Below are 18190 nucleotides of genomic sequence, written 5' to 3'. Positions count from 1 at the left end.
CGATGATGCGCTCGCTCTCCAACGTGTTCTGGCTCGGAACCAAGGAGCTGCGCAGCCTGTTCGGCGACGCCGTGCTGATCGGGCTCGTGATCTATTCGTTTACGGTGGCGGTGATCAGCCAGGCGCAGAGCAGCTCGCAGGAGCTGCATCGCGCCTCGATCGCCGTCGTCGACGAGGACAGCTCCGAGCTGTCGCGTCGGATCGCCAGCGTATTCCAGCTGCCTTACTTCCAGCCGCCGGTCTACATCAGCCAGAGCGAGGTGGAGCGGCTGATGAACAACGGCCGCTTCACCTTCGTGCTCGACATCCCGCCGAATTTCCAGCGCGACGTCCTGGCGGGCCGCAAGCCCTCGGTGCAAGTGAACGTCGACGCGACCGCGATGATCCAGGCGGGGATCGGCTCCGGCTATGCGCTGCAGATCATCAACACCGAGGTTGCCTGGTTCGTGGCCCGCTCGGAGACGTCCTTGTCCTCGCCGGTCAACCTGGTGACGCGGATCGCGTTCAATCCCAACGTCACCACCGCCTGGTTCGAAGGCGTGATGGGCATCATCAACAGCGTCACCATGCTCGCGATCATCCTGGCCGGCGCGGCCCTGGTGCGCGAGCGCGAGCATGGCACCATGGACCATCTGCTGGTCATGCCGCTGTCTCCACTGGAGATCGCGATGTCGAAGATCTGGGCCAACGCGCTGGTGATCGCGGTCGCCGTCGCCATCGCGCTCTACGCCGTCGTGCGCTGGTATCTGCGCGTGCCGATCATGGGCTCGATCCCGCTGTTCATGGTGGGCACCGTGCTCTATCTGTTCTTCGCGACCGCCGTCGGGTTGTTTCTCGGCACCATCGCGCGATCGATGCCGCAGCTTGGCCTGCTCTATATCCTCGTCGCCGTACCGATGAACCTGTTGTCGGGCGGGATGACGCCGGTGGAAAGCCAGCCGGTTTGGCTTGCCACCATCATGAAGGCGTCGCCGTCGACCCATTTCGTGTCGTTCGCCCAGTCGATCCTCTACCGCGGTGCCGGCCTCGATGTGGTGTGGCCGCAATTCGTCGCGGTGGCGGCCATCGGCGCGGTGGTCCTGGCGTTGACCTTGCGCCGCTTCCGGGCGGCGATCGCGGCGGCCTGAGCCCGCCCTCGACCCCAACAAAAAAGCCTCGGCACTGCGGCCGAGGCTTTCCCTTGAATGGTGTCGGTATGGATGACGGCGATCAGTAGCGCGCGGCCGCCGGGCCACCAAACTTGTAGTTCACGCCGACCCGGACCGTGTGGAATGAGAAGTCCTGCGACAGGCGCTCGACGTAGTTCGAGCCGGGCGGGGCGAATGTGCTGCCCAGGACGTAGGCCGAGGTGTAGTTGATGCTGCCGAGGTCGGTGTAGAGATATTCCGCCTTGACCGTCCAGTTCGGCGCGAACGCATGCTCGACGCCGGCGCCGACCGTCCAGCCGACCCGCGTCTCGTTGGCAGAGGCGGTCTTTGTGTAGCCATTCGCCGAGGTCAGATCCCAGCTGCCCTTGACATTGCCGACGGCGAGACCGCCAGTGACGTAGAACAGCGTCGTATCGACCGCGTAACCGGCGCGGCCGCGCAGGGTCATGAACCAGTCGTTCCGGATGCTCTCGTTGAAGGTGCGGGTCGTGGGCGGGTTGGCCGCCGTGTAGACCGTCCGCTTGTTGAGGTCAGATCCGTTGATGTCGGCCTCGATGCCGAAGACGCCGGCGCCGCTCTGCCAGTTGTAGCCGGCCTGCAGACCGCCGAGCACGCCAGCCGGATTGAGCCGGTTGTTGCTGATGTTGACGAACTGATTCTGGAAGGCGGCGCCCTCGACCGCCCAGCTGCTGGTCTGGTCCAGCGTCGTGTTCAAGTTCGACCGGCCCCAGCCATAGCCGACGCTGCCGCCGAAGTAGAAGCCGGTCCAATTGTAGATCACGGCCGGGGGAGGCGCCTTGGTGTAGCGGGCCGGCAGATCCGCGGCGAATGCGCCGAGCGAGCTGGCGAGGAGCAAAGAGACGGCGGAGGCAAGGGTTTTCATCGGTCACAATCCTCAATGAATATCAGCAACATTGAGACAAGGATTTCTCACAATTCGGCCTATTAGGCTGTAGTTCAACTACAACACTCGTGAGCGTAAGTATGTGTGACGACGTCACTTTATGCGAGTGCGTCCTTAACCTTAAGTCGTTGTAAATTCGAGCGTGCGGCGGGGAGGCGGTCGATCGATACCGTCGTCGATCGACGATCCGGACAATTCGACGCACCGCGTTAGTCAACGATTCGCCAACCATCCGCACGCTCCATCGCGCCCGCTAACGATTTCGCAAAGTGCATGCGTGCACCTTCGGCACGTCCTGGGGGACGGAGAGGGGAGAGCATCATGATGATGAATGGGGAAGCGGTTCTCGAGAACGTGCGGCGCTATCGTACCATCGCCTCCTTGTACCGCCAGACCGCGGCGTTCCGTCCGCATCAGCGCGACTCACTGCTGGCGCAGGCTGCCGAATGGGAAAGCCGCGCGGTCGCCGAACTCGAGGATTACTTCCTCGCCCGCCATGCACCGTCACAACCGCCGGCGAACTTGAACTTCAATATCAGCCATCATGGGGCCTCCTACAGGTCGTCGCACCGGCAGATGGCTGCGGCGTAGCGCCAGATCACGGCACCGTTTTTTCGCTGCGCTCACCCGGATGGCGCCTTATGCTGCATCTCACTCCGGTGCCATGCGCGCTGCAGCGAGCAGGCCGATCAGGGCGGACAGCGCGCCCACGCTCATCGCGTTGATTGCGATCAGCGAGGCGTAGTTGAGATCCACGACGCTCATCACCGGCTCGCCGAGCCGGGAATCGATCAGCAGATAGCAAACGAACGGCAACGCGAGCAGCGGCAAGGACCGCAGGCGCTCCGTGGGTGCGAACAGCAGCGCGGCCAGCAACACGCAGGGAATGAGAAACAGCTCGACGCCGCTCTGGGCGCCGAACAGCTTGACGCAGAACACGGTGTTGGCAGTTCCGGCGAGCACCATCAGGGCGCGGCCGGCGAACGGCTGGCGCTTCGCGAGCACGGGCACGGCCGCGAAGAATGGCGTCGTGAGCAGCGTCAGCCAGGCCGGCCAGGCTGCCCGGCCTGCGATGGCGTGGAGATACAACGGGTAGAACGGCTGGTTGGAGACGATGACGAGCGCCACTTTGGCGGCAATGTCGGAGCGCGCATCATCGGCCGATGCATAGGCCTGCATGGCGGCCAGCCAGCGTCCGAACGTCTTGCCCATTCAAGTCCCTCAATTCCGCAGGCCGCCGCGCGCGCCTCGGCCTGGAAACGCGCTGGCGTTCAAGGCAGATCATTCGTCTCGGGAATGGGGGCCGATCACGCGTTCAACGCGGTGCGGATCATGCGGGCAAGGTCGGCGCTCTGATAGGGCTTGGTGAGCAGCAGCACGCCGGCATCGAGGCGGCCGTGATGGACGATGGCGTTCTCCGTATAGCCCGACGTGTAGAGCACCTTGAGGTTCGGGCGCCGCTTCAGCGCCTCGATCGCGAGCTGGCGACCATTCATGCCGCCGGGCATGATGATGTCGGTGAACAGCAGGTCGATGCGGGGGTGACTGTCGATCAGCGCCAGCGCCTCGTCGGCCTTGCTGGCGGCGAGCGTCGTGTAGCCGAGCCGCTTGATCTGGGCGATGACATATTCGCGCACCAGCGAATCGTCTTCCACGATCAGGATCGTCTCGTCGCCGCGCTCCATGCCCTCGGCGCTGATGGTCGACAGTGCCGCGTCGGCGTCGGCATTGGCCTGCGGCAGGTACAGCTTGACCGAGGTGCCGTGCCCCGGCTCGCTGTAGATCTTGATGTGCCCGTTGGATTGCTTGACGAAGCCGTAGACCATGCTGAGGCCGAGGCCGACGCCCTTGCCGACGTCCTTGGTGGTGAAGAACGGCTCGAAAACCTTGTCGAGCAGATTGGCGGGAATGCCTTCGCCGGTGTCGCTGACCGCGATCATCACGTAGTTGCCGGGGATCACCTCAGGGTTCATGCGCGCATAGGCGGCGTCGAGCAGGACGTTCTTGGTTTCCAGGGTCAGCTTGCCGCCGTTCGGCATGGCATCGCGCGCGTTGAGCGCGAGGTTCAGGATCGCGGTCGACAGCTGGCTCGGGTCGATCATGGCCGGCGCCGAATCGTGCGCCAGCATGGATTCGATCTCGATCTGCTCGCCGAGCGTCCGGCGCAGCAGGCGCGCGGTGTCGACGACCATGCCGTTGATGTCGACGCTGCGCGGCTGCAGCGGCTGGCGGCGGGCGAAGGCCAGCAGGTGTTTGGTCAGGTCGGCACCGCGCGCTGCGGCCGAGTTGATCAGGCTGGTGATCTGCACCAGCTGCGGACTGTCCTTCACCGCCTCGGCCAGGATCTCGATGGTGCCCGTGATCACGGTGAGGATGTTGTTGAAGTCGTGCGCGACGCCACCGGTGAGCTGGCCGATCGCCTCCATCTTCTGCGCCTGCCGCACCTGCGCCTCGGTGGCCTCGATCTCCTGGAAGCGCTTGACCATGGCTTCCGCGGTGCGGCGCTGCCGCGTCTCCTCCTCGAGCTGTGCATAAGCGTTCCGGAGTTCGGCGCGGGACGGCATGGTCAGGACCCGCGGCAGCATCAACAGCAGCGCCGCGGCGATGCCGACCGACATGAAGGCCAGGAAGCCCTTGGTGGCGGCCTCCAGGCTGTAGGCTGGAACCCAGATCGTGAGCACCTCGATCAGCCGCGTCATCCCACAGAAGGACACCCACAACGCGAAGGCCCAGAAGATGTAGCTGAACTGAAAGTCGCGGCGGCGATAGACGATGAAGGCAAGCACGAACGCAATGGTGAAGAAGGCGAACGAGGTGAGGATGTCGGACACCGTATTCACCCATATCAGCTCAGGTGTCCACAGCAGGCACTCGCCATGCGGCGTGAGCATCGACATGTCCGATTTCCCCAAAACATGTAGCCGACGGACCGTGTCGCCCCCGCGGCTCGGCCGGTTCCCTTAGCAGATCATCGAATTTCCGTTGAGCACACAAGGGTTCTCACTGTCGCGACACACACATTCGGTAAACGGGCACCGCAAGCATGGTGGGCTCCGCGTCGATCCGATTGCTTACGGCTGAGCTTGTGCCGGGAGCTCTCTTTAACATGCGCGGCTTGACGGCTTGTACCGATCGGTACATACTATTCCGAATGGTATACAAGGAGATGTCCCGTGAGCACTCTCGCCCCGCCGTTTACGCTGCAGACCGCCACCCAGAAGGTGCGCATGGCCGAGGATGGCTGGAACAGCCGCGACCCCGAGCGGGTGTCGCTGGTCTACACGCCCGACAGCCGGTGGCGGAATCGCGCAGAGTTCATCACCGGCCGCGCCGAGATCGTCGCCTTCCTCACCCGCAAATGGGCCAAGGAGCTCGACTACCGCCTGATCAAGGAGATCTGGGCCCACAGCGACGACCGGATCGCGGTGCGCTTCGCCTATGAGTGGCACGACGACAGCGGCAACTGGTTTCGCTCCTACGGCAACGAGAACTGGGAGTTCGATGCGCAGGGGCTGATGCAGCGTCGCTACGCCTGCATCAATGACCTGCCGATCAAGGCGGCCGATCGCAAATTCCACTGGCCTCTCGGGCGCCGGCCGGACGATCATCCCGGCCTGACCGAATTGGGACTTTGAAGCAGGGAGAGCCATGCGGACGCTCAACGAGCGCGCCGACGTCGTCCCGCTGATTGCCGAGGTGTTCCGCGAATTCGGCTTCGAGGGCACCTCGCTCAGCCGGATCACCGAGACGACGGGACTGGGCAAAGGCAGCCTCTATCACTTCTTTCCAGGCGGAAAGGACGAGATGGCGCGCGCGGTGCTGGCGCATGTCGACGCCTGGTTCGAGCGCGAGATCTATGCGCCGCTGCGCGATGATCCGCCGGAGCAGTCGATCGCGCGGATGTGGCGCGGCGTCGACGACTACTTCCGTTCCGGCCGCCGCGTCTGCCTGGTCGGGGCGTTCGCGCTCGACGAGACGCGGGATCGCTTCGCCGCCGCCATCGCCAGCTACTTCACGCGCTGGATCGAGGCCTTGCGCGATGCGCTGGTCCGCGACGGCTGGCCGGCGGCACAGGCCGCCGACGGCGCCGAGGAGGTGGTGCTCGGCATCCAGGGTGCACTGGTGCTGGCGCGGGCAACCGGTGAGGCGGCCGTTTTCGGCCGCGCGCTGACGCGGTTCCAAGCGCGTCTGCAACGATCATCCGTCGTCTGACTCTCGAAACGCCGGCGGCCGCTGCCTCCGCAAGCGGCAAATGGCGGGCTGAAATATCGGCGCGCGGCTCTCGTGAAATCGTGGTTGTCTTGGGCAACGTCTCGAGCAGCGGCGACACCAGGGAGGTCCGGCATGAACGGGTTAGGCGGTCTCAATAAATCCGATAACGGCGTGGTCATCGGCCTGGTGCAGCTGCAGCTCCCGGTCGTCGTGACCAAGGACGACCTCGCGCGGCAGACCGAGAAGATCGTCTGGATGGTCGGCAAGGCCCGGCGGAATCTCGGCACCATGGATCTCGTGGTGTTCCCGGAATATTCGCTGCACGGGCTGTCGATGGACACCAATCCCGAGATCATGTGCCGGCTCGACGGGCCGGAGGTCGCCGCGTTCAAGCAGGCCTGTATCGACAACAAGATCTGGGGCTGCTTCTCGATCATGGAACACAACCCCGACGGCAATCCCTACAATTCGGGTCTGATCATCGACGACCACGGCGACATCAAGCTGTATTACCGCAAGCTGCATCCATGGATTCCGGTCGAGCCGTGGGAGCCCGGCGATCTCGGCATCCCCGTGATCGAGGGACCGCGCGGCGCCAAGATCGCACTCATCATCTGCCATGACGGCATGTTCCCGGAGATGGCGCGGGAATGCGCCTACAAGGGCGCCGAGATCATGATCCGCACCGCCGGCTACACCGCGCCGATCCGCGACAGCTGGCGCTTCACCAACCAGGCCAACGCGTTCCAGAACCTGATGGTGACGGCCAATGTCTGCATGTGCGGCTCCGACGGTTCGTTCGATTCGATGGGCGAGGGCATGATCGTCAATTTCGACGGCAGCATCATCGCGCACGGCACGACGGGGCGCGCCGACGAGATCATCACCGCCGAGGTGCGCCCCGATCTCGTGCGCGAGGCGCGCATCAACTGGGGCGTCGAGAACAACATCTATCAGCTCTGGCACCGCGGCTATGTCGCGGTGAAGGGCGGCGCGATGGATTGTCCCTACACCTTCATGCATGACATGGTCGCCGGCACCTATCGCTTGCCCTGGGAGGATCAGGTCAAGATCACCGACGGCACCTCCTGCGGCTTCCCGGCGCCGACGCGCGCTTTCGGCAGGCTCGGCAAGGCGGCGGAGTGAGCGAATGCGGCGGCGCGTGCGGCCGCCGCAAGCTTGACAGATCGATCGTCCGCGAATTATTTTATACTTAAAATAATTGGCGGACAGGTTTTGTCATGAGTGCATCGGCGAAGGTGATCCCCCGCGACTGGCTCGACTGGCCGTTCTTCGAGCCGCGTCACCGCGCCCTGTGCGACCAGCTCGACCGCTTCGTCGGCTCGGGCGTTCTCGACGAGGTCGATCACGGCGACGTCGACACCGCCTGCCGCAAGATCGTGCGTGCGCTTGGTGCCGCAGGCTTGCTCGACAGCGCCGTCGTGGCGCCCGATGCGGATGCCGGCGCGATCGACTCGCGCGCGATCTGCCTGTCGCGCGAGACGCTCGCTTATGCCGACGGTCTGGCCGATTTCGCCTTCGCCATGCAGGGCCTCGGCTCCGGCGCCATCGCGCTCGGCGGCTCGCCGGAGCTGCGCGCCAGTGTCTTGCCGAAGGTGCGCGCCGGCGAATGGCTCGCCGCTTTCGCGTTGTCCGAGAAGGAGGCGGGCTCCGACGTCGCCGCGATGGCCTGCGCGGCGCGGCTGGACGGCGATACCTACGTGCTCGATGGCGAGAAGACCTGGATCTCCAACGGCGGCATCGCCGACGTCTACACACTGTTCGCCCGCACCGGCGAGGCGCCGGGCGCGCGCGGCATCTCCGCTTTCGTCGTTTTCCCGGACGACCCCGGTTTCTCCGTCGCCGAGCGCATCGAGGTGATCGCACCGCACCCGCTGGCGACGCTCCGCCTGCAGAATTGCCGCATCCAGGCCAGCCGCCGGCTCGGCGCGCCTGGCGGCGGCTTCAAGCTGGCGATGCAGACGCTCGACATCTTCCGCGCCTCGGTGGCGGCTGCCGCCCTCGGCTTCGGCCGCCGCGCGCTCGACGAGGCGCAGGCGCACGCCTCGAGCCGGCAGATGTTCGGCGGCGCGCTGGCCGACCTGCAGATGACGCAGGCCGCGTTCGGCGAGATGGCGACCGATACCGACGCCGCGGCGCTGCTGACCTATCGCGCGGCCTGGCGCCGCGACGTCCAGAACCTGCCGACCACCCGCGAGGCCGCGATGGCCAAGCTCACCGCCACCGAGACCGCGCAACGCGTCATCGACCGCGCCCTGCAGATGTTCGGCGGCCGCGGCGTGCGCAAAGGCGAGATCGTGGAGAGCCTCTACCGCGAGATCCGCGCGCTGCGCATCTACGAAGGCGCGACCGAAGTGCAGAAGCTGATCGTCGCGCGCGAATTCCTGAAGGCGCGGGCAGGGCCCGGCCGCCTCTGATCACCGTAGACGAACCGAGACGTTGTTAGATACTTTGTCTCTTGCTGATGTGCAGAGCTTGAGTAGTAGCGCTAACGTTCTATTTTTGCTCGTGCGAATGTACGCGGTCAGCTAATTCTTTGGCGAATGTTTCAACTTCTTCTTCCGGGACAATGGTTGGATGAAGAGGTGCATCAGCAATAAAGGCGACCGCGCGCCGATAAGCAGATTGGAGAGTTGGCTCAGAGGGGCTTCCAACGATGAAATAGGGACGAAATCTCTCGGTTGCAGAGGAGAGGCCCACCATGTGGCCTACCCAGCGCGCGGCCTTCTCCTGAATGCTGTCCACAGTTGCGAGGTCGAACGACAACGGCTGATAGCAATGCCATTGGCCATTCTTCCAAGCGTGCTCAAATTCTACCTCATCTTTCGATGAAGCGATGGTCTTCTTCTCCAGAACGGAAGCCACTTTTAGTTCCATCAGTTTATCGCGAATGGGGCGCCAGATATCGGCGTCAGTCCTTCGAGGAGCGGTCGCGTCTTCGTACTGAGTGACTAGACGGATGAACAGCTTATCCAACGTAGCCTCAGGGCTTTCTGTGGTCCCGGACCCCAAGTCGCTCCAAATCAACGAGCCGTCATCTGGTCCGACAATTTTGGTGGCGAACGAAGCTGCGTTGCTTTCGAGAGAAAATAGGTCGCGGCTTTCCGTCTTCGCTAGCCGCTCAAAGGCCTTTTCGATGCGGGTCAGGTCCTGTCGGAGGGTGGATCCGTCCACATCTGGAAACACCTTCGAGAGTCGGCCGTAGTTCTTTCGGAAGCGCGCACCAAGGAAAGCACTTTCAGGCGAATACAGGATCACGCCCACGTTTAATTGCTCGCCGGCCACCGGATCGTGACGATATCGGAGGATGCTGTACGTATATCGATGTCGTTTCATAGCAGTATCCGCTCAAGTTCAGTCAAGCACGGATCAATTGTCTCGCGTACTCTCCTGATGTGCTGTAGCGCTTCGAGAAGGTACGGTCGAGTAGCGTCCCATTCGACTGGCAGTATAGCGTCGTATTGGGCCAAACGGGCGTCTGAGAGCGCGAGCCAGCTAGCTTTGATTGGAGCGAGGCTTAACGTCTCCCTGCCGATCAAATGGCTCGCAAATATGTGCTCGCTAGGCGCTCCCGAGGCGATCATGCCGGCTAGGTTTCCTACTACCCACGGCTGACACCGAGGAAACAACCGCAGCCGATAGGAGAAGCTATTCTCGTGATCGATTAGACGCCACTCCTGATCTTTAACCAGGAGATTTGGATTGCCCGGCCTTCGATCGCTGTTCCCAGTAAAGGCGTCAAAAGCCATTATGGAGACCGCAGTAGCTTCCTGCGCTGACGATATGCGGTCGGTTGCGTTCCAGCCTCTCCATTGCTTGCCGGCATCAAGGCAGGCGAAGGCTAAGGGGCACGATGTCGCCAGGCGAGCTCGGATTGATGGGAGCGGGATTGATGCACAGAATTCTGCCGATAGTTCAACGAAGAACGGCTCTTGCACTGCCAATCCAAGATCGGCTGCAATCAGAGATCCGAGCATCTCGTTCATTAGGGCTTCGGTTCCCAACTCCATCCCTGTTGAGATCTTCATGACGGCCTCGTACTCGGCGCCGTCATCCATCAGGACTGTCACGCGGAGCGGCTCGGTACGGCCGGGCGCGGCCTGGCGGGAGAAGCCGATAGCGGTCCCGCGCCGAATCATCGATCGTCTCTCGCGCTCCGACCTCGAAATCGATCCGTCATAATTCCCACTGCTAGCGCCGTACTTCGATGGCGGTACTGAGCAAGGAAGAAAAGCTTAAGCAGTTGATTTTAATGGCGCACCCGACACGATTCGAACGTGTGACCTTTGCCTTCGGAGGGCAACGCTCTATCCAGCTGAGCTACGGGTGCGTACGGCCAATCGTTTAGCCGATTGCCTGAGCGACGGCAACGGCCTTGGAGGCTCCCGGACCGGGCGGACGGCCGCACGCGCCGCGAGGCGGGCGGGCAGTTCGGCCGGGTTGCGCGGCCCGGCCGCTCCTGCCGCCCCGCATTACGCCGGCACGATGGTCTTGCCGATCGGCCACAATGCCAGCCCGGCGAGCTTCAGATGGGCCCAGGCGAAGGGCAGGCCGATGATGCTCACCGCGAGCACGATTGCGGTCAGGAGGTGGCCGAGCGCCAGCCACCAGCCGGCCAGCACGAACCAGATGATGTTGCCGAGCAGGCCGAGAACGCCGGTTCCGACGTCCTCCATGCCGGTGAGCTCGTCGCGGCGAACCGCACGCGAGCCGAACGGCAGCAGCGTATAGGCGGCGATGTTGAAGGCGGCGCGGGACCAGGGCAGGCCGACGATCGTGATCGCCATCACGACCGCGGCGACCAGCCAGCCGAACGCCATGTAGGCGCCGCCGCACAGGATCCAGAGGATGTTCAGAAGCATGGAAACCGGCTGCATGACGACCTGCCAACTCCGTTGTTGCCGCTCCCGGATATAGGAACGCGACGCCAAGGCCGGTAGCGGGCGGTCGTCGAAATCTGCGTGGCCTCCCGCCGCAGCCGCGGCCGGGGCGGCCAGGCGTTGAGGACGCCGGAAAGCCGGCTCAGCCGGCGGCCTGCAGGCTCCCTGCCGCCGTTGGAGCGAACAGCTTGCGCAGCTCGGCGGCCGGCTTCGGCGCGCTGAACAGATAGCCCTGCATCTCGGTGCAGCCAAGCTGCCGCAGCGCCGTCTGCTGCGCGCCGGTCTCGACGCCTTCGGCCGTGGTCGTCATGTTGCTGGCGGCGGCGATGCTCACCACCGCCTGGACGATCGCCGACGAGCTGCCGGCGCCGATGTCGCTGACGAAGCAGCGGTCGATCTTGATCTTGTCGAACGGAAACCGCTTCAGGTAACTTAGCGACGAATAGCCGGTGCCGAAATCGTCGAGCGCGATGCGCACGCCCATGTCGTGCAGCTGGTGCAGGATGCCGAGCGCGACGTCGTCGTCGCTGATCAGCACCGCCTCGGTGATCTCGACCTCGAGTCGTTCGGGCGCAAGGCCGGCCGCCGACAGCGCGCCTGCGATCCGCAGCGCCAGGGTTGGCGATTTGAGCTGCACGGGCGAGACGTTCACGGCGATGCGGATGCCGGCGGGCCAATGCGCGGCCTCGGCGCAGGCGGTGCGCAACACCCAGTCGCCGATCTCGTTGATGAGCCCGGTGTCCTCGGCGAGCGGAATGAAGTCGAGCGGTGGCACCATCCCTCGCTCCGGATGACGCCAGCGCAGCAGCGCCTCGCAGCCGGTCATGACGTTCTCGCTGAAGCCGAGCAGCGGCTGGTAGTGCAGCTCGAACTGGCCTTCCGTAATCGCCCGGCGCAGGTCCTGCTGCAACTGCAGCCGCGCGCGCGCGTTTTCGTCCATAGACGGCTCGAAGAACCGGAAGGTGCGGCGGCCGCCGGCCTTGGCGGCATACATGGCGAGATCGGCATTCTTGGTCAGCTGGTCGCGCTCGACGCCGTCCTGCGGCGCCAGCGCGATGCCGATGCTGGCATCGGTCGACAATTGGTGGCCCAGGCAGCGATAGGGCTTGCGGATGGCCTCGAGGATCTCCTTCACGGCCACGATGACCGCGTCCCGGTCCGCAACGGTGGTCAGCAGCACCGCGAATTCGTCGCCGCCGAGCCGGGCGACCATATCCTCCGGCGCGAGGCAGCCCTCGATGCGGCGCGCGATCGTCTTCAACAGCTCGTCCCCGACATGATGGCCGAGCGAATCGTTGATGCCCTTGAATTCGTCGACATCGATGTAGAGCAGCGCGAAGAAGGTGCCGTGACGCGCGCGCTCCAGCTCTTCGTCGATGCGCTCCCGGAACAGCACGCGGTTCGGCAGCTCGGTCAATGCGTCGAAATGTGCGAGATGGGCGATCTTCTCGTCGGCCAGCCGCCGCTCCGTGGTGTCCTCGATCACATTGATCAGATAGCGCGGCTCGCGCGCATCGTCGGCGACGGCGATGCGCCGCGACGTGATGTAACGCAATCCCAGCCCCGGACTCTGCCAGGGATGTTCGGCGAGAAACAGCCCGTCCGACTGCTCCAGAGCCCGGTCGTCGTCCGCGGTCACCTTTTCCGCGACCGATCGCGGCAGCAGGTCGAACGCCGTCTTGCCGACGATCTCCTCGCGCGGCACGCCGAAGCGCTGCTCGGTCGACTGGTTGACCAGGACATAGCGCCGGTCGCGGACATCCTTGACCATGATATGCGATGGGATGTGGTCGATGATCTCGCGAAGGAATGCGTAGTTGCGGTCGCGCTCCTGCTCGAGCCGGCGATGTTCGCTGATGTCCTCGATCGTCGTGACCCATCCGCCCGACGCCAGCGGCTTGTCGATGATGTTGAAGAAGCGGCCGGCTCCGCCCTCCGCGATCATCTGCGACGTGCCGCCTGCCGCGGCTCGGTCGATGATGTCGGCGCAGAGGTCGGTCACGTCGCCGTTGAAGGATCCGCGCGCCTTGCAGTGCGCGATGACCTCGCTGAGATGGGCGCCGGGCCTGATCACGTCGGTGGAAAGGCCGAGCAGGTCGATGAAGCGCTGATTGAACATCACGACGCATGCGTTCGCGTCGAACGAGATCAGCCCCTGCGTCATGTTGTCCAGCGCAGTCTCGACCCTTTGCTTCTCCGTCTCCAGCTGACGCGTTGCCGCACGCCCCTGCCGCACGATCTGCCGGATCATCAGGCTGAACGTCACGGCGATGACCGCGATCGCAAGCACCGCCGCACCCACGAGCAGCACCATCTGCGATCGCCAGTCCGCGAGCGCGGCGTCGACCGGCCTGTTGGCCGAGATGACGAGCGGGAAGCGCCCGATCCTGGAAGCCGACGCGATCGTCTCCAGGTTGTCGACGGAGCTCGTGAGAAGGGTCGTGCGCAGGCCACTCTCGGCGACGCCCTTCAGCAACTCGTCGTTCCCGATCCTGGCGCCCATCAGGGATTCGGCGTGCGGGTAGTGCGCCAGCACGGCGCCGTCGGAATGGACCAGCATGATCGACGAGCCCTTCCCGAGGGCCATCGATTCCAGGAACGTCTCGTAAGTGTGCGGATCCACCCGGCGGGTCAGCAAGCCGAGGAATTCCCCGTTCGCGCCGTTCAGGCGATGCGCGACGATGGTCGCCCAGCCGCCGGTGACGCGGCTCATGACCGGCAGGATCACGAAGCTGTCCGGCCGCGATGTCGATTGCAGGTCCTTGAAGTAGGAGCGGTCCGCGACGTTGATGGCCGGCAGCGGGTCGTTGGACGACCAGTTCACGAAATTGCCGTCGACGTCGACGATCGTGAGGTCTCCCATATAGGACAGGCCATTGACCTGAGAGCGCAGCATCTCGCTGATCTCGGGCTTTGCCATCTCGGCCCGGAATGCCTCCGGCGAAGCGATCGACGCGAGCTGCATGCGGCCGATCGCGTGCGATACCGCGGTCTCCGCATCTTCGAACTGCTGCGCGAAATGCCGGCTCAACAGCAGCACGGTGTTCTCGAGTTCGCGCTCGTTGTTGGCGATCGCACGCGCCCGAAAGCCGCTGGCCATGACGATCGTCCCGATGACGATGGCTGCGATGAGAAGCGCTCCGCACGCAATCAGCCATGGCACCGGACCGCGCCAGAGGGACGTGCCAATCCGTTCCGGCTCGCTACCGGTCCCTGACGTATCTGCTGCGCCTTGCATGCCTTGATCGACCCGGGAGGAAATGACTTGTTGCAAGCCAGCTTGATAACAAGGCACTGGTGCCGGACCGGTTAGGAAATGCGGTTAGCCGTCGCTTAAGGCGCGCGCCGAAACTTCGCGGCAAACGATAATTTCTGCATGCGAATACCGTGCGGCAGAGGCTGCGGCGGCGCCGTTGCGCAGAATTTTAAGGGTACTTGCAGCTCAGCGCGCCGCACCCGGTTTGTTGCGAAGGCGGCCGACGACGCCGGTCGGAAAGAAATAGACGCTGGCGATGAACAAGAGGCCGAGCCACAGCAGCCAGCGGTCGGGGTGCAGCAGGCCGGGCAGCAGCGGCACTCCGGCGTCCGCAGCCGCGGTCGAAGCGATCCCCATCAGGGCCTGCAGGTAATTCTGCGCCAGGATGAAGATCGCAGCCCCAATGATGGCGCCGTAGATGGTGCCCATGCCGCCGATCACGACCATCAGCAGGATGTCGAGCATGATCGAGAACGCCAGCGACGTGTCGGGCCCGGCATAGCGCAGCCACAGCGCGTTCAACATGCCGGCGCAGGCGGCGATCACCGCGGCGATGCAGTTGGCGTAGGTGAGATGGAAGACGGTACGATAGCCGAGCGCCTCGGCGCGGAAACGGTTCTCGCGGATCGCCTGCAGCACGCGGCCGAATGGCGAGTTGACGACGCGCAGCAGCGCCAGGATCATCAGCGCGCAGGCCGACAGCACCAGGTAATAGGTCAGGATGCGGCCGTTGATCGGAATGCCGAACCAGTCCTTGCCGATGAACACGGTGCTCGGGCGCAACAGCTCGGGCAGCTGGAAGCTGCGGCCGTCCTCTCCGCCCGTCAGCCACGACAATTGCGACGCCAGCACCAGGAACGCGGAAGCGATGGCGAGCGTGATCATCGCAAAGAAGATCGCCTCGACGCGCAGCGAGAACAGCCCGATCGCGAGCGCCAGCAGCAAAGTGAGCGGCAGCCCGGCGGCGACGGCAACCGCCACCGAGGTCCAGTTTGGGCCGAGGCCGTAGAGCGCGATGGCGATCGCGTAGGAGCCGATGCCGTAGAACATCGTATGCGCGAACGAGACCGAGCCTGTATAGCCGAGCAGGAGATCGTAGGACGCGACCAGCGCCGCGAAGATGCAGATCTTGGCGGCGACGTTGAGCGCCTTGGCGCCGGGGAAGATGAAGGGCGTCGCCAGCAGCGCCAGAATGATGACGACGAGCAGGATCGACAGCGCACGGCTGCGGGGCGGATCGCCGGACAGGATCATCATCGGCTGGTCACCGCATAGAGACCGCGCGGCCGCCACATCAGCACAGCGACCATCAGCAGGATGTTGGAGACGAGGGCGAGCTTGGGCACCAGGAAGCCGCCATAGTTGGCGACCATCGCAACCAGGATCGCGCCGATGAAGCAGCCGGTGATCGAGCCGAGCCCGCCGATGATCACGACGATGAACACCAGCACGGTGAGCTCGTCGCCGAGCGAGGCGTGCACCTGCTCGCGATACAGCCCCCACATCACGCCGCCGAGTCCGGCCAGCGCCGATCCCGTCATGAAGACGCCGAGGAACAGGCGACGGATGCGATAGCCGAGCGCCTCGACCATCTCGCGGTTCTCGACGCCGGCGCGGATCAGGAGACCGAGCTTGGTGCGGTTCAGCACCAGCTCGATGGCGACGAAGATCGCCAGGCCGACCAGCATGGCCAGCAGCCGGTATTTCGAGATCGCGACGTCGCCGATGATGAAGGAGCCACGGAATGCGTTGGGTAGCGGCAGCGGAATGATCTGCGGACCGAACAGCGCATACAGCGTCTGCTCGGCGACGATGAGCCCGCCAGTGGTCATCAGGATCTGCTTGAGGTGCTGGCCGTAGACCGGCAGCACCAGCACGCGCTCGACGACGAGGCCGAGCGCGCCGGTGACGCCCATCGACAGCAGCGCCGCGGGGACGAGGACGGCGAGGTTGGTCAGCAGTGAGTCGGACTGGGCCCAGCTCGCCAGCGGCAGCAGCACCAGCGTCGCGACATAGGCGCCGACGGCGATGAAGGCGCCATGGCCGAAATTGAGCACGTCCATCAGCCCGAAGACGAGCGTCAGGCCGGACGCCATGATGAAGATCATCATGCCCATCGCCAGGCTGGCGACCGTCAGGGTCACCCAGGAGCTCGTCGATCCCACCAGCGGGATCATCAGCAGCGCCAGCACCACCGGCAGCAGCAGGGGCGCAATGTCGCGCTTCGGTTTCGGCAGTGCCTCGGTCGCAGCGATCTCGCTCATTGATGCGCCTCCAGGCTGAGGCCGAGCAGGCGCTCCTGCAGCGGCACGTCGGCCGCGAGCGCGGCCATCTCGCCGCGATGGACGATGGTGCCGTTGTCCATCACCAGTACTTGGTCGCCGAGCTCGCGCGCGGCGTGGAAATTCTGCTCGACCAGCAGGATCGTGGCGCCACGGCGCTTGATCTCCTTGAGGCATTCGATCAGCGACACCACGATCGCCGGCGCCAGGCCCTTGGTCGGCTCGTCGATCAGCAGCAGCTTGCGCGGCTCGACGATCGCGCGCGCAATCGACAGCATTTGCTTCTGGCCGCCGGACAGGCTGCCTGCACGAGACAGCCAGAACTTCTTCAGGGCAGGGAAGAAGCCGAAGATCCAGGCGAGCTGGGCATCGTCGAGCGGGCCGTTGCGCGCCGCGAGCACCAGGTTCTCCTTGACGGTGAGGTCCGAGAACACCGCCATGCTCTCGGGTACGTAGCCGACGCCGCGCTGGGCGATGTCGGGCGTCGCCAGTTTTTCGATCGGTTCGCCGGCCAGCGCGATCGTTCCATTCCTGGCCTGCCACAGCCCCATGATGGTGCGTAGCGTCGTGGTCTTGCCCGCGCCATTGCGGCCGAGCAGCATCGTGGTCTGCCCCTCAGGCACTTCGAAATCCACGCCCTGCAGGATGTGATAACGCCCGATATAGGTCTCGACGGCAGACAGCGTCAGTAGCGCGCTCATGCCGCGCTCCGCGGGGCGACGCCCAGATAGGCTTCCTGCACGATCGGCGAGGCGATCACCTCCGCGGGCTTTCCGTCGGCCACCAGCTGGCCGTTATGCAGCACGATGATGCGGTCGGCGAGCGAGCGCACGACGTCCATCTTGTGCTCGACGAGCAGGATGATCTTGCTCTTGTCCTGCTTGAGCCTGCCGATCAGGTCGAGCACGACCGGCACCTCGTCGATGCTCATGCCCGCCGTCGGCTCGTCGAACATGAAAACCTTCGGCTCCAGCGCCATCATCAGCGCGACTTCGAGCTTGCGCTGGTCGCCATGCGACAGCGTCGTTGCGGTGACGCTGCGGCGGCCGCCGAGCGCGACCTGGTCGAGGATCGCGTCCGCTCGCGCAATCAGGTCGCGTCGCGCCATCCAGGGGCGGAGCAGGTCATAGTGCACGCCGCTCTGTGCCTGCACAGCGAGCCGCACGTTCTCCTCGACGCTGAGATTGGGAAAGAGGTTGGTGAGCTGGAACGCGCGTCCCAAGCCGGCGCGGGTGCGCAGGGGTGCCGAGAGACTGGTGATGTCGCGGCCGTCGAACAGGATGGAGCCCGAGGAGGCCGTCAGCTGGCCGGAGATCAGGTTGAAATAGGTGGTCTTGCCGGCCCCGTTGGGGCCGACGATGGCGGTCAGCTCGCCCGGCCTGAAGCTGCAGCTGACGCTGTTGACCGCGACATGACCGCCGAAACGGATGGTGAGGTCGCGGGTTTCGAGGGTAAGGGCCATGTCGCCAGCTTGTCAGTGCCAGTAA

General features: G+C 64.5%; 17 protein-coding genes and 1 tRNA gene. 6 read left to right on the top strand and 12 right to left on the bottom strand.

Features of this window, described 5'->3' with window-relative positions:
• Positions 1 to 2: 2 nt before the first annotated feature.
• Positions 3 to 1127 (top strand): ABC transporter permease, encoded by a 1125-nt coding sequence (locus ACQR1F_RS23905; protein WP_434913981.1) that lies wholly within the window; start codon positions 3 to 5, stop codon positions 1125 to 1127.
• Between the two features lie 82 nt (positions 1128 to 1209).
• Here ACQR1F_RS23905 and ACQR1F_RS23900 read toward each other — a convergent pair whose 3' ends face one another.
• Positions 1210 to 2031: an outer membrane protein gene (locus tag ACQR1F_RS23900; protein WP_434913980.1), complete on the bottom strand. Its 822-nt coding sequence runs from the start codon at positions 2029 to 2031 to the stop codon at positions 1210 to 1212.
• A gap of 342 nt (positions 2032 to 2373) precedes the next feature.
• On the opposite strand from ACQR1F_RS23900, the gene ACQR1F_RS23895 reads away from it, so the two are divergent.
• Positions 2374 to 2643, top strand: a complete 270-nt coding sequence (locus tag ACQR1F_RS23895) for a hypothetical protein (protein ID WP_316215327.1) — start codon at positions 2374 to 2376, stop codon at positions 2641 to 2643.
• Between the two features lie 60 nt (positions 2644 to 2703).
• Here the strand turns inward: ACQR1F_RS23895 and ACQR1F_RS23890 are convergent, their stop codons facing one another.
• Together ACQR1F_RS23890 and ACQR1F_RS23885 are read right to left on the bottom strand one after the other, a co-directional pair.
• Positions 2704 to 3264, bottom strand: a complete 561-nt coding sequence (locus tag ACQR1F_RS23890) for a hypothetical protein (RefSeq protein WP_434889658.1) — start codon at positions 3262 to 3264, stop codon at positions 2704 to 2706.
• Between the two features lie 95 nt (positions 3265 to 3359).
• A complete protein-coding gene (locus ACQR1F_RS23885) occupies positions 3360 to 4949 on the bottom strand; it encodes an ATP-binding protein (RefSeq protein ID WP_316237994.1) in 1590 nt (529 codons plus the stop codon).
• Positions 4950 to 5225: 276 nt separating this feature from the next.
• Between ACQR1F_RS23885 and ACQR1F_RS23880 the strand changes: the two genes are divergently transcribed.
• The 4 genes from ACQR1F_RS23880 (at position 5226) to ACQR1F_RS23865 (ending at position 8702) form a co-directional block, all read left to right on the top strand.
• Positions 5226 to 5687: a nuclear transport factor 2 family protein gene (locus tag ACQR1F_RS23880; protein WP_315803861.1), complete on the top strand. Its 462-nt coding sequence runs from the start codon at positions 5226 to 5228 to the stop codon at positions 5685 to 5687.
• A 13-nt stretch (positions 5688 to 5700) separates the two neighbouring features.
• Positions 5701 to 6264, top strand: a complete 564-nt coding sequence (locus tag ACQR1F_RS23875; protein ID WP_434874622.1) for a TetR/AcrR family transcriptional regulator — start codon at positions 5701 to 5703, stop codon at positions 6262 to 6264.
• A 132-nt stretch (positions 6265 to 6396) separates the two neighbouring features.
• The gene (locus tag ACQR1F_RS23870; protein WP_315803859.1) at positions 6397 to 7410 is read left to right on the top strand and encodes a formamidase; all 1014 of its coding nucleotides are present in this window, start codon (positions 6397 to 6399) and stop codon (positions 7408 to 7410) included.
• A gap of 95 nt (positions 7411 to 7505) precedes the next feature.
• A complete protein-coding gene (locus ACQR1F_RS23865; RefSeq protein WP_434913979.1) occupies positions 7506 to 8702 on the top strand; it encodes an acyl-CoA dehydrogenase family protein in 1197 nt (398 codons plus the stop codon).
• Positions 8703 to 8781: 79 nt separating this feature from the next.
• Here ACQR1F_RS23865 and ACQR1F_RS23860 read toward each other — a convergent pair whose 3' ends face one another.
• The 9 genes from ACQR1F_RS23860 to ACQR1F_RS23820 all read right to left on the bottom strand — a co-directional run bounded on the left by ACQR1F_RS23860 (position 8782) and on the right by ACQR1F_RS23820 (position 18165).
• Positions 8782 to 9621, bottom strand: coding sequence for a DUF3037 domain-containing protein (locus ACQR1F_RS23860; protein ID WP_434889661.1), 840 nt, complete (start codon positions 9619 to 9621; stop codon positions 8782 to 8784).
• Positions 9618 to 10355, bottom strand: a complete 738-nt coding sequence (locus tag ACQR1F_RS23855) for a HipA family kinase (RefSeq protein ID WP_434889662.1) — start codon at positions 10353 to 10355, stop codon at positions 9618 to 9620. The genes ACQR1F_RS23860 and ACQR1F_RS23855 overlap by 4 nt, the downstream gene beginning before the upstream one ends.
• 183 nt (positions 10356 to 10538) lie before the next feature.
• Positions 10539 to 10615 (bottom strand) — tRNA-Arg (locus ACQR1F_RS23850).
• A 142-nt stretch (positions 10616 to 10757) separates the two neighbouring features.
• The gene (locus ACQR1F_RS23845) at positions 10758 to 11162 is read right to left on the bottom strand and encodes a YccF domain-containing protein (RefSeq protein ID WP_315756821.1); all 405 of its coding nucleotides are present in this window, start codon (positions 11160 to 11162) and stop codon (positions 10758 to 10760) included.
• Positions 11163 to 11307: 145 nt separating this feature from the next.
• Positions 11308 to 14403 (bottom strand): bifunctional diguanylate cyclase/phosphodiesterase, encoded by a 3096-nt coding sequence (locus tag ACQR1F_RS23840; RefSeq protein WP_434913978.1) that lies wholly within the window; start codon positions 14401 to 14403, stop codon positions 11308 to 11310.
• Between the two features lie 204 nt (positions 14404 to 14607).
• On the bottom strand, positions 14608 to 15678 hold the full coding sequence (locus ACQR1F_RS23835; protein WP_434913977.1) for a branched-chain amino acid ABC transporter permease: 1071 nt from the start codon (positions 15676 to 15678) through the stop codon (positions 14608 to 14610).
• Positions 15675 to 16685: a branched-chain amino acid ABC transporter permease gene (locus ACQR1F_RS23830; RefSeq protein WP_315803853.1), complete on the bottom strand. Its 1011-nt coding sequence runs from the start codon at positions 16683 to 16685 to the stop codon at positions 15675 to 15677. The genes ACQR1F_RS23835 and ACQR1F_RS23830 overlap by 4 nt, the downstream gene beginning before the upstream one ends.
• On the bottom strand, positions 16682 to 17404 hold the full coding sequence (locus tag ACQR1F_RS23825; RefSeq protein WP_315803852.1) for an ABC transporter ATP-binding protein: 723 nt from the start codon (positions 17402 to 17404) through the stop codon (positions 16682 to 16684). Before ACQR1F_RS23825 ends, ACQR1F_RS23830 begins: the two co-directional genes overlap by 4 nt.
• Positions 17401 to 18165: an ABC transporter ATP-binding protein gene (locus ACQR1F_RS23820; protein ID WP_316179140.1), complete on the bottom strand. Its 765-nt coding sequence runs from the start codon at positions 18163 to 18165 to the stop codon at positions 17401 to 17403. Before ACQR1F_RS23820 ends, ACQR1F_RS23825 begins: the two co-directional genes overlap by 4 nt.
• Positions 18166 to 18190: the final 25 nt, after the last annotated feature.

The sequence above is a fragment of the Bradyrhizobium sp. HKCCYLS3013 genome, from assembly GCF_051167615.1.
Taxonomy (GTDB): Bacteria; Pseudomonadota; Alphaproteobacteria; order Rhizobiales; family Xanthobacteraceae; genus Bradyrhizobium.
The sequence above is the reverse complement of the archived record's forward strand: the minus strand, read 5'-3'. Positions and strand labels throughout refer to the sequence as shown.

Coding starts and splice junctions, on each gene's coding strand:
- ACQR1F_RS23825 (WP_315803852.1), bottom strand. CDS start 17,404: ATGAGCGCGCTACTGACGCTGTCTGCCGTCGAGACCTATATCGGGCGT.
- ACQR1F_RS23890 (WP_434889658.1), bottom strand. CDS start 3,264: ATGGGCAAGACGTTCGGACGCTGGCTGGCCGCCATGCAGGCCTATGCA.
- ACQR1F_RS23865 (WP_434913979.1), top strand. CDS start 7,506: ATGAGTGCATCGGCGAAGGTGATCCCCCGCGACTGGCTCGACTGGCCG.
- ACQR1F_RS23860 (WP_434889661.1), bottom strand. CDS start 9,621: ATGAAACGACATCGATATACGTACAGCATCCTCCGATATCGTCACGAT.
- ACQR1F_RS23845 (WP_315756821.1), bottom strand. CDS start 11,162: ATGCAGCCGGTTTCCATGCTTCTGAACATCCTCTGGATCCTGTGCGGC.
- ACQR1F_RS23835 (WP_434913977.1), bottom strand. CDS start 15,678: ATGATGATCCTGTCCGGCGATCCGCCCCGCAGCCGTGCGCTGTCGATC.
- ACQR1F_RS23895 (WP_316215327.1), top strand. CDS start 2,374: ATGATGATGAATGGGGAAGCGGTTCTCGAGAACGTGCGGCGCTATCGT.
- ACQR1F_RS23840 (WP_434913978.1), bottom strand. CDS start 14,403: ATGCAAGGCGCAGCAGATACGTCAGGGACCGGTAGCGAGCCGGAACGG.
- ACQR1F_RS23870 (WP_315803859.1), top strand. CDS start 6,397: ATGAACGGGTTAGGCGGTCTCAATAAATCCGATAACGGCGTGGTCATC.
- ACQR1F_RS23885 (WP_316237994.1), bottom strand. CDS start 4,949: ATGTCGATGCTCACGCCGCATGGCGAGTGCCTGCTGTGGACACCTGAG.
- ACQR1F_RS23820 (WP_316179140.1), bottom strand. CDS start 18,165: ATGGCCCTTACCCTCGAAACCCGCGACCTCACCATCCGTTTCGGCGGT.
- ACQR1F_RS23875 (WP_434874622.1), top strand. CDS start 5,701: ATGCGGACGCTCAACGAGCGCGCCGACGTCGTCCCGCTGATTGCCGAG.
- ACQR1F_RS23830 (WP_315803853.1), bottom strand. CDS start 16,685: ATGAGCGAGATCGCTGCGACCGAGGCACTGCCGAAACCGAAGCGCGAC.
- ACQR1F_RS23900 (WP_434913980.1), bottom strand. CDS start 2,031: ATGAAAACCCTTGCCTCCGCCGTCTCTTTGCTCCTCGCCAGCTCGCTC.
- ACQR1F_RS23905 (WP_434913981.1), top strand. CDS start 3: ATGATGCGCTCGCTCTCCAACGTGTTCTGGCTCGGAACCAAGGAGCTG.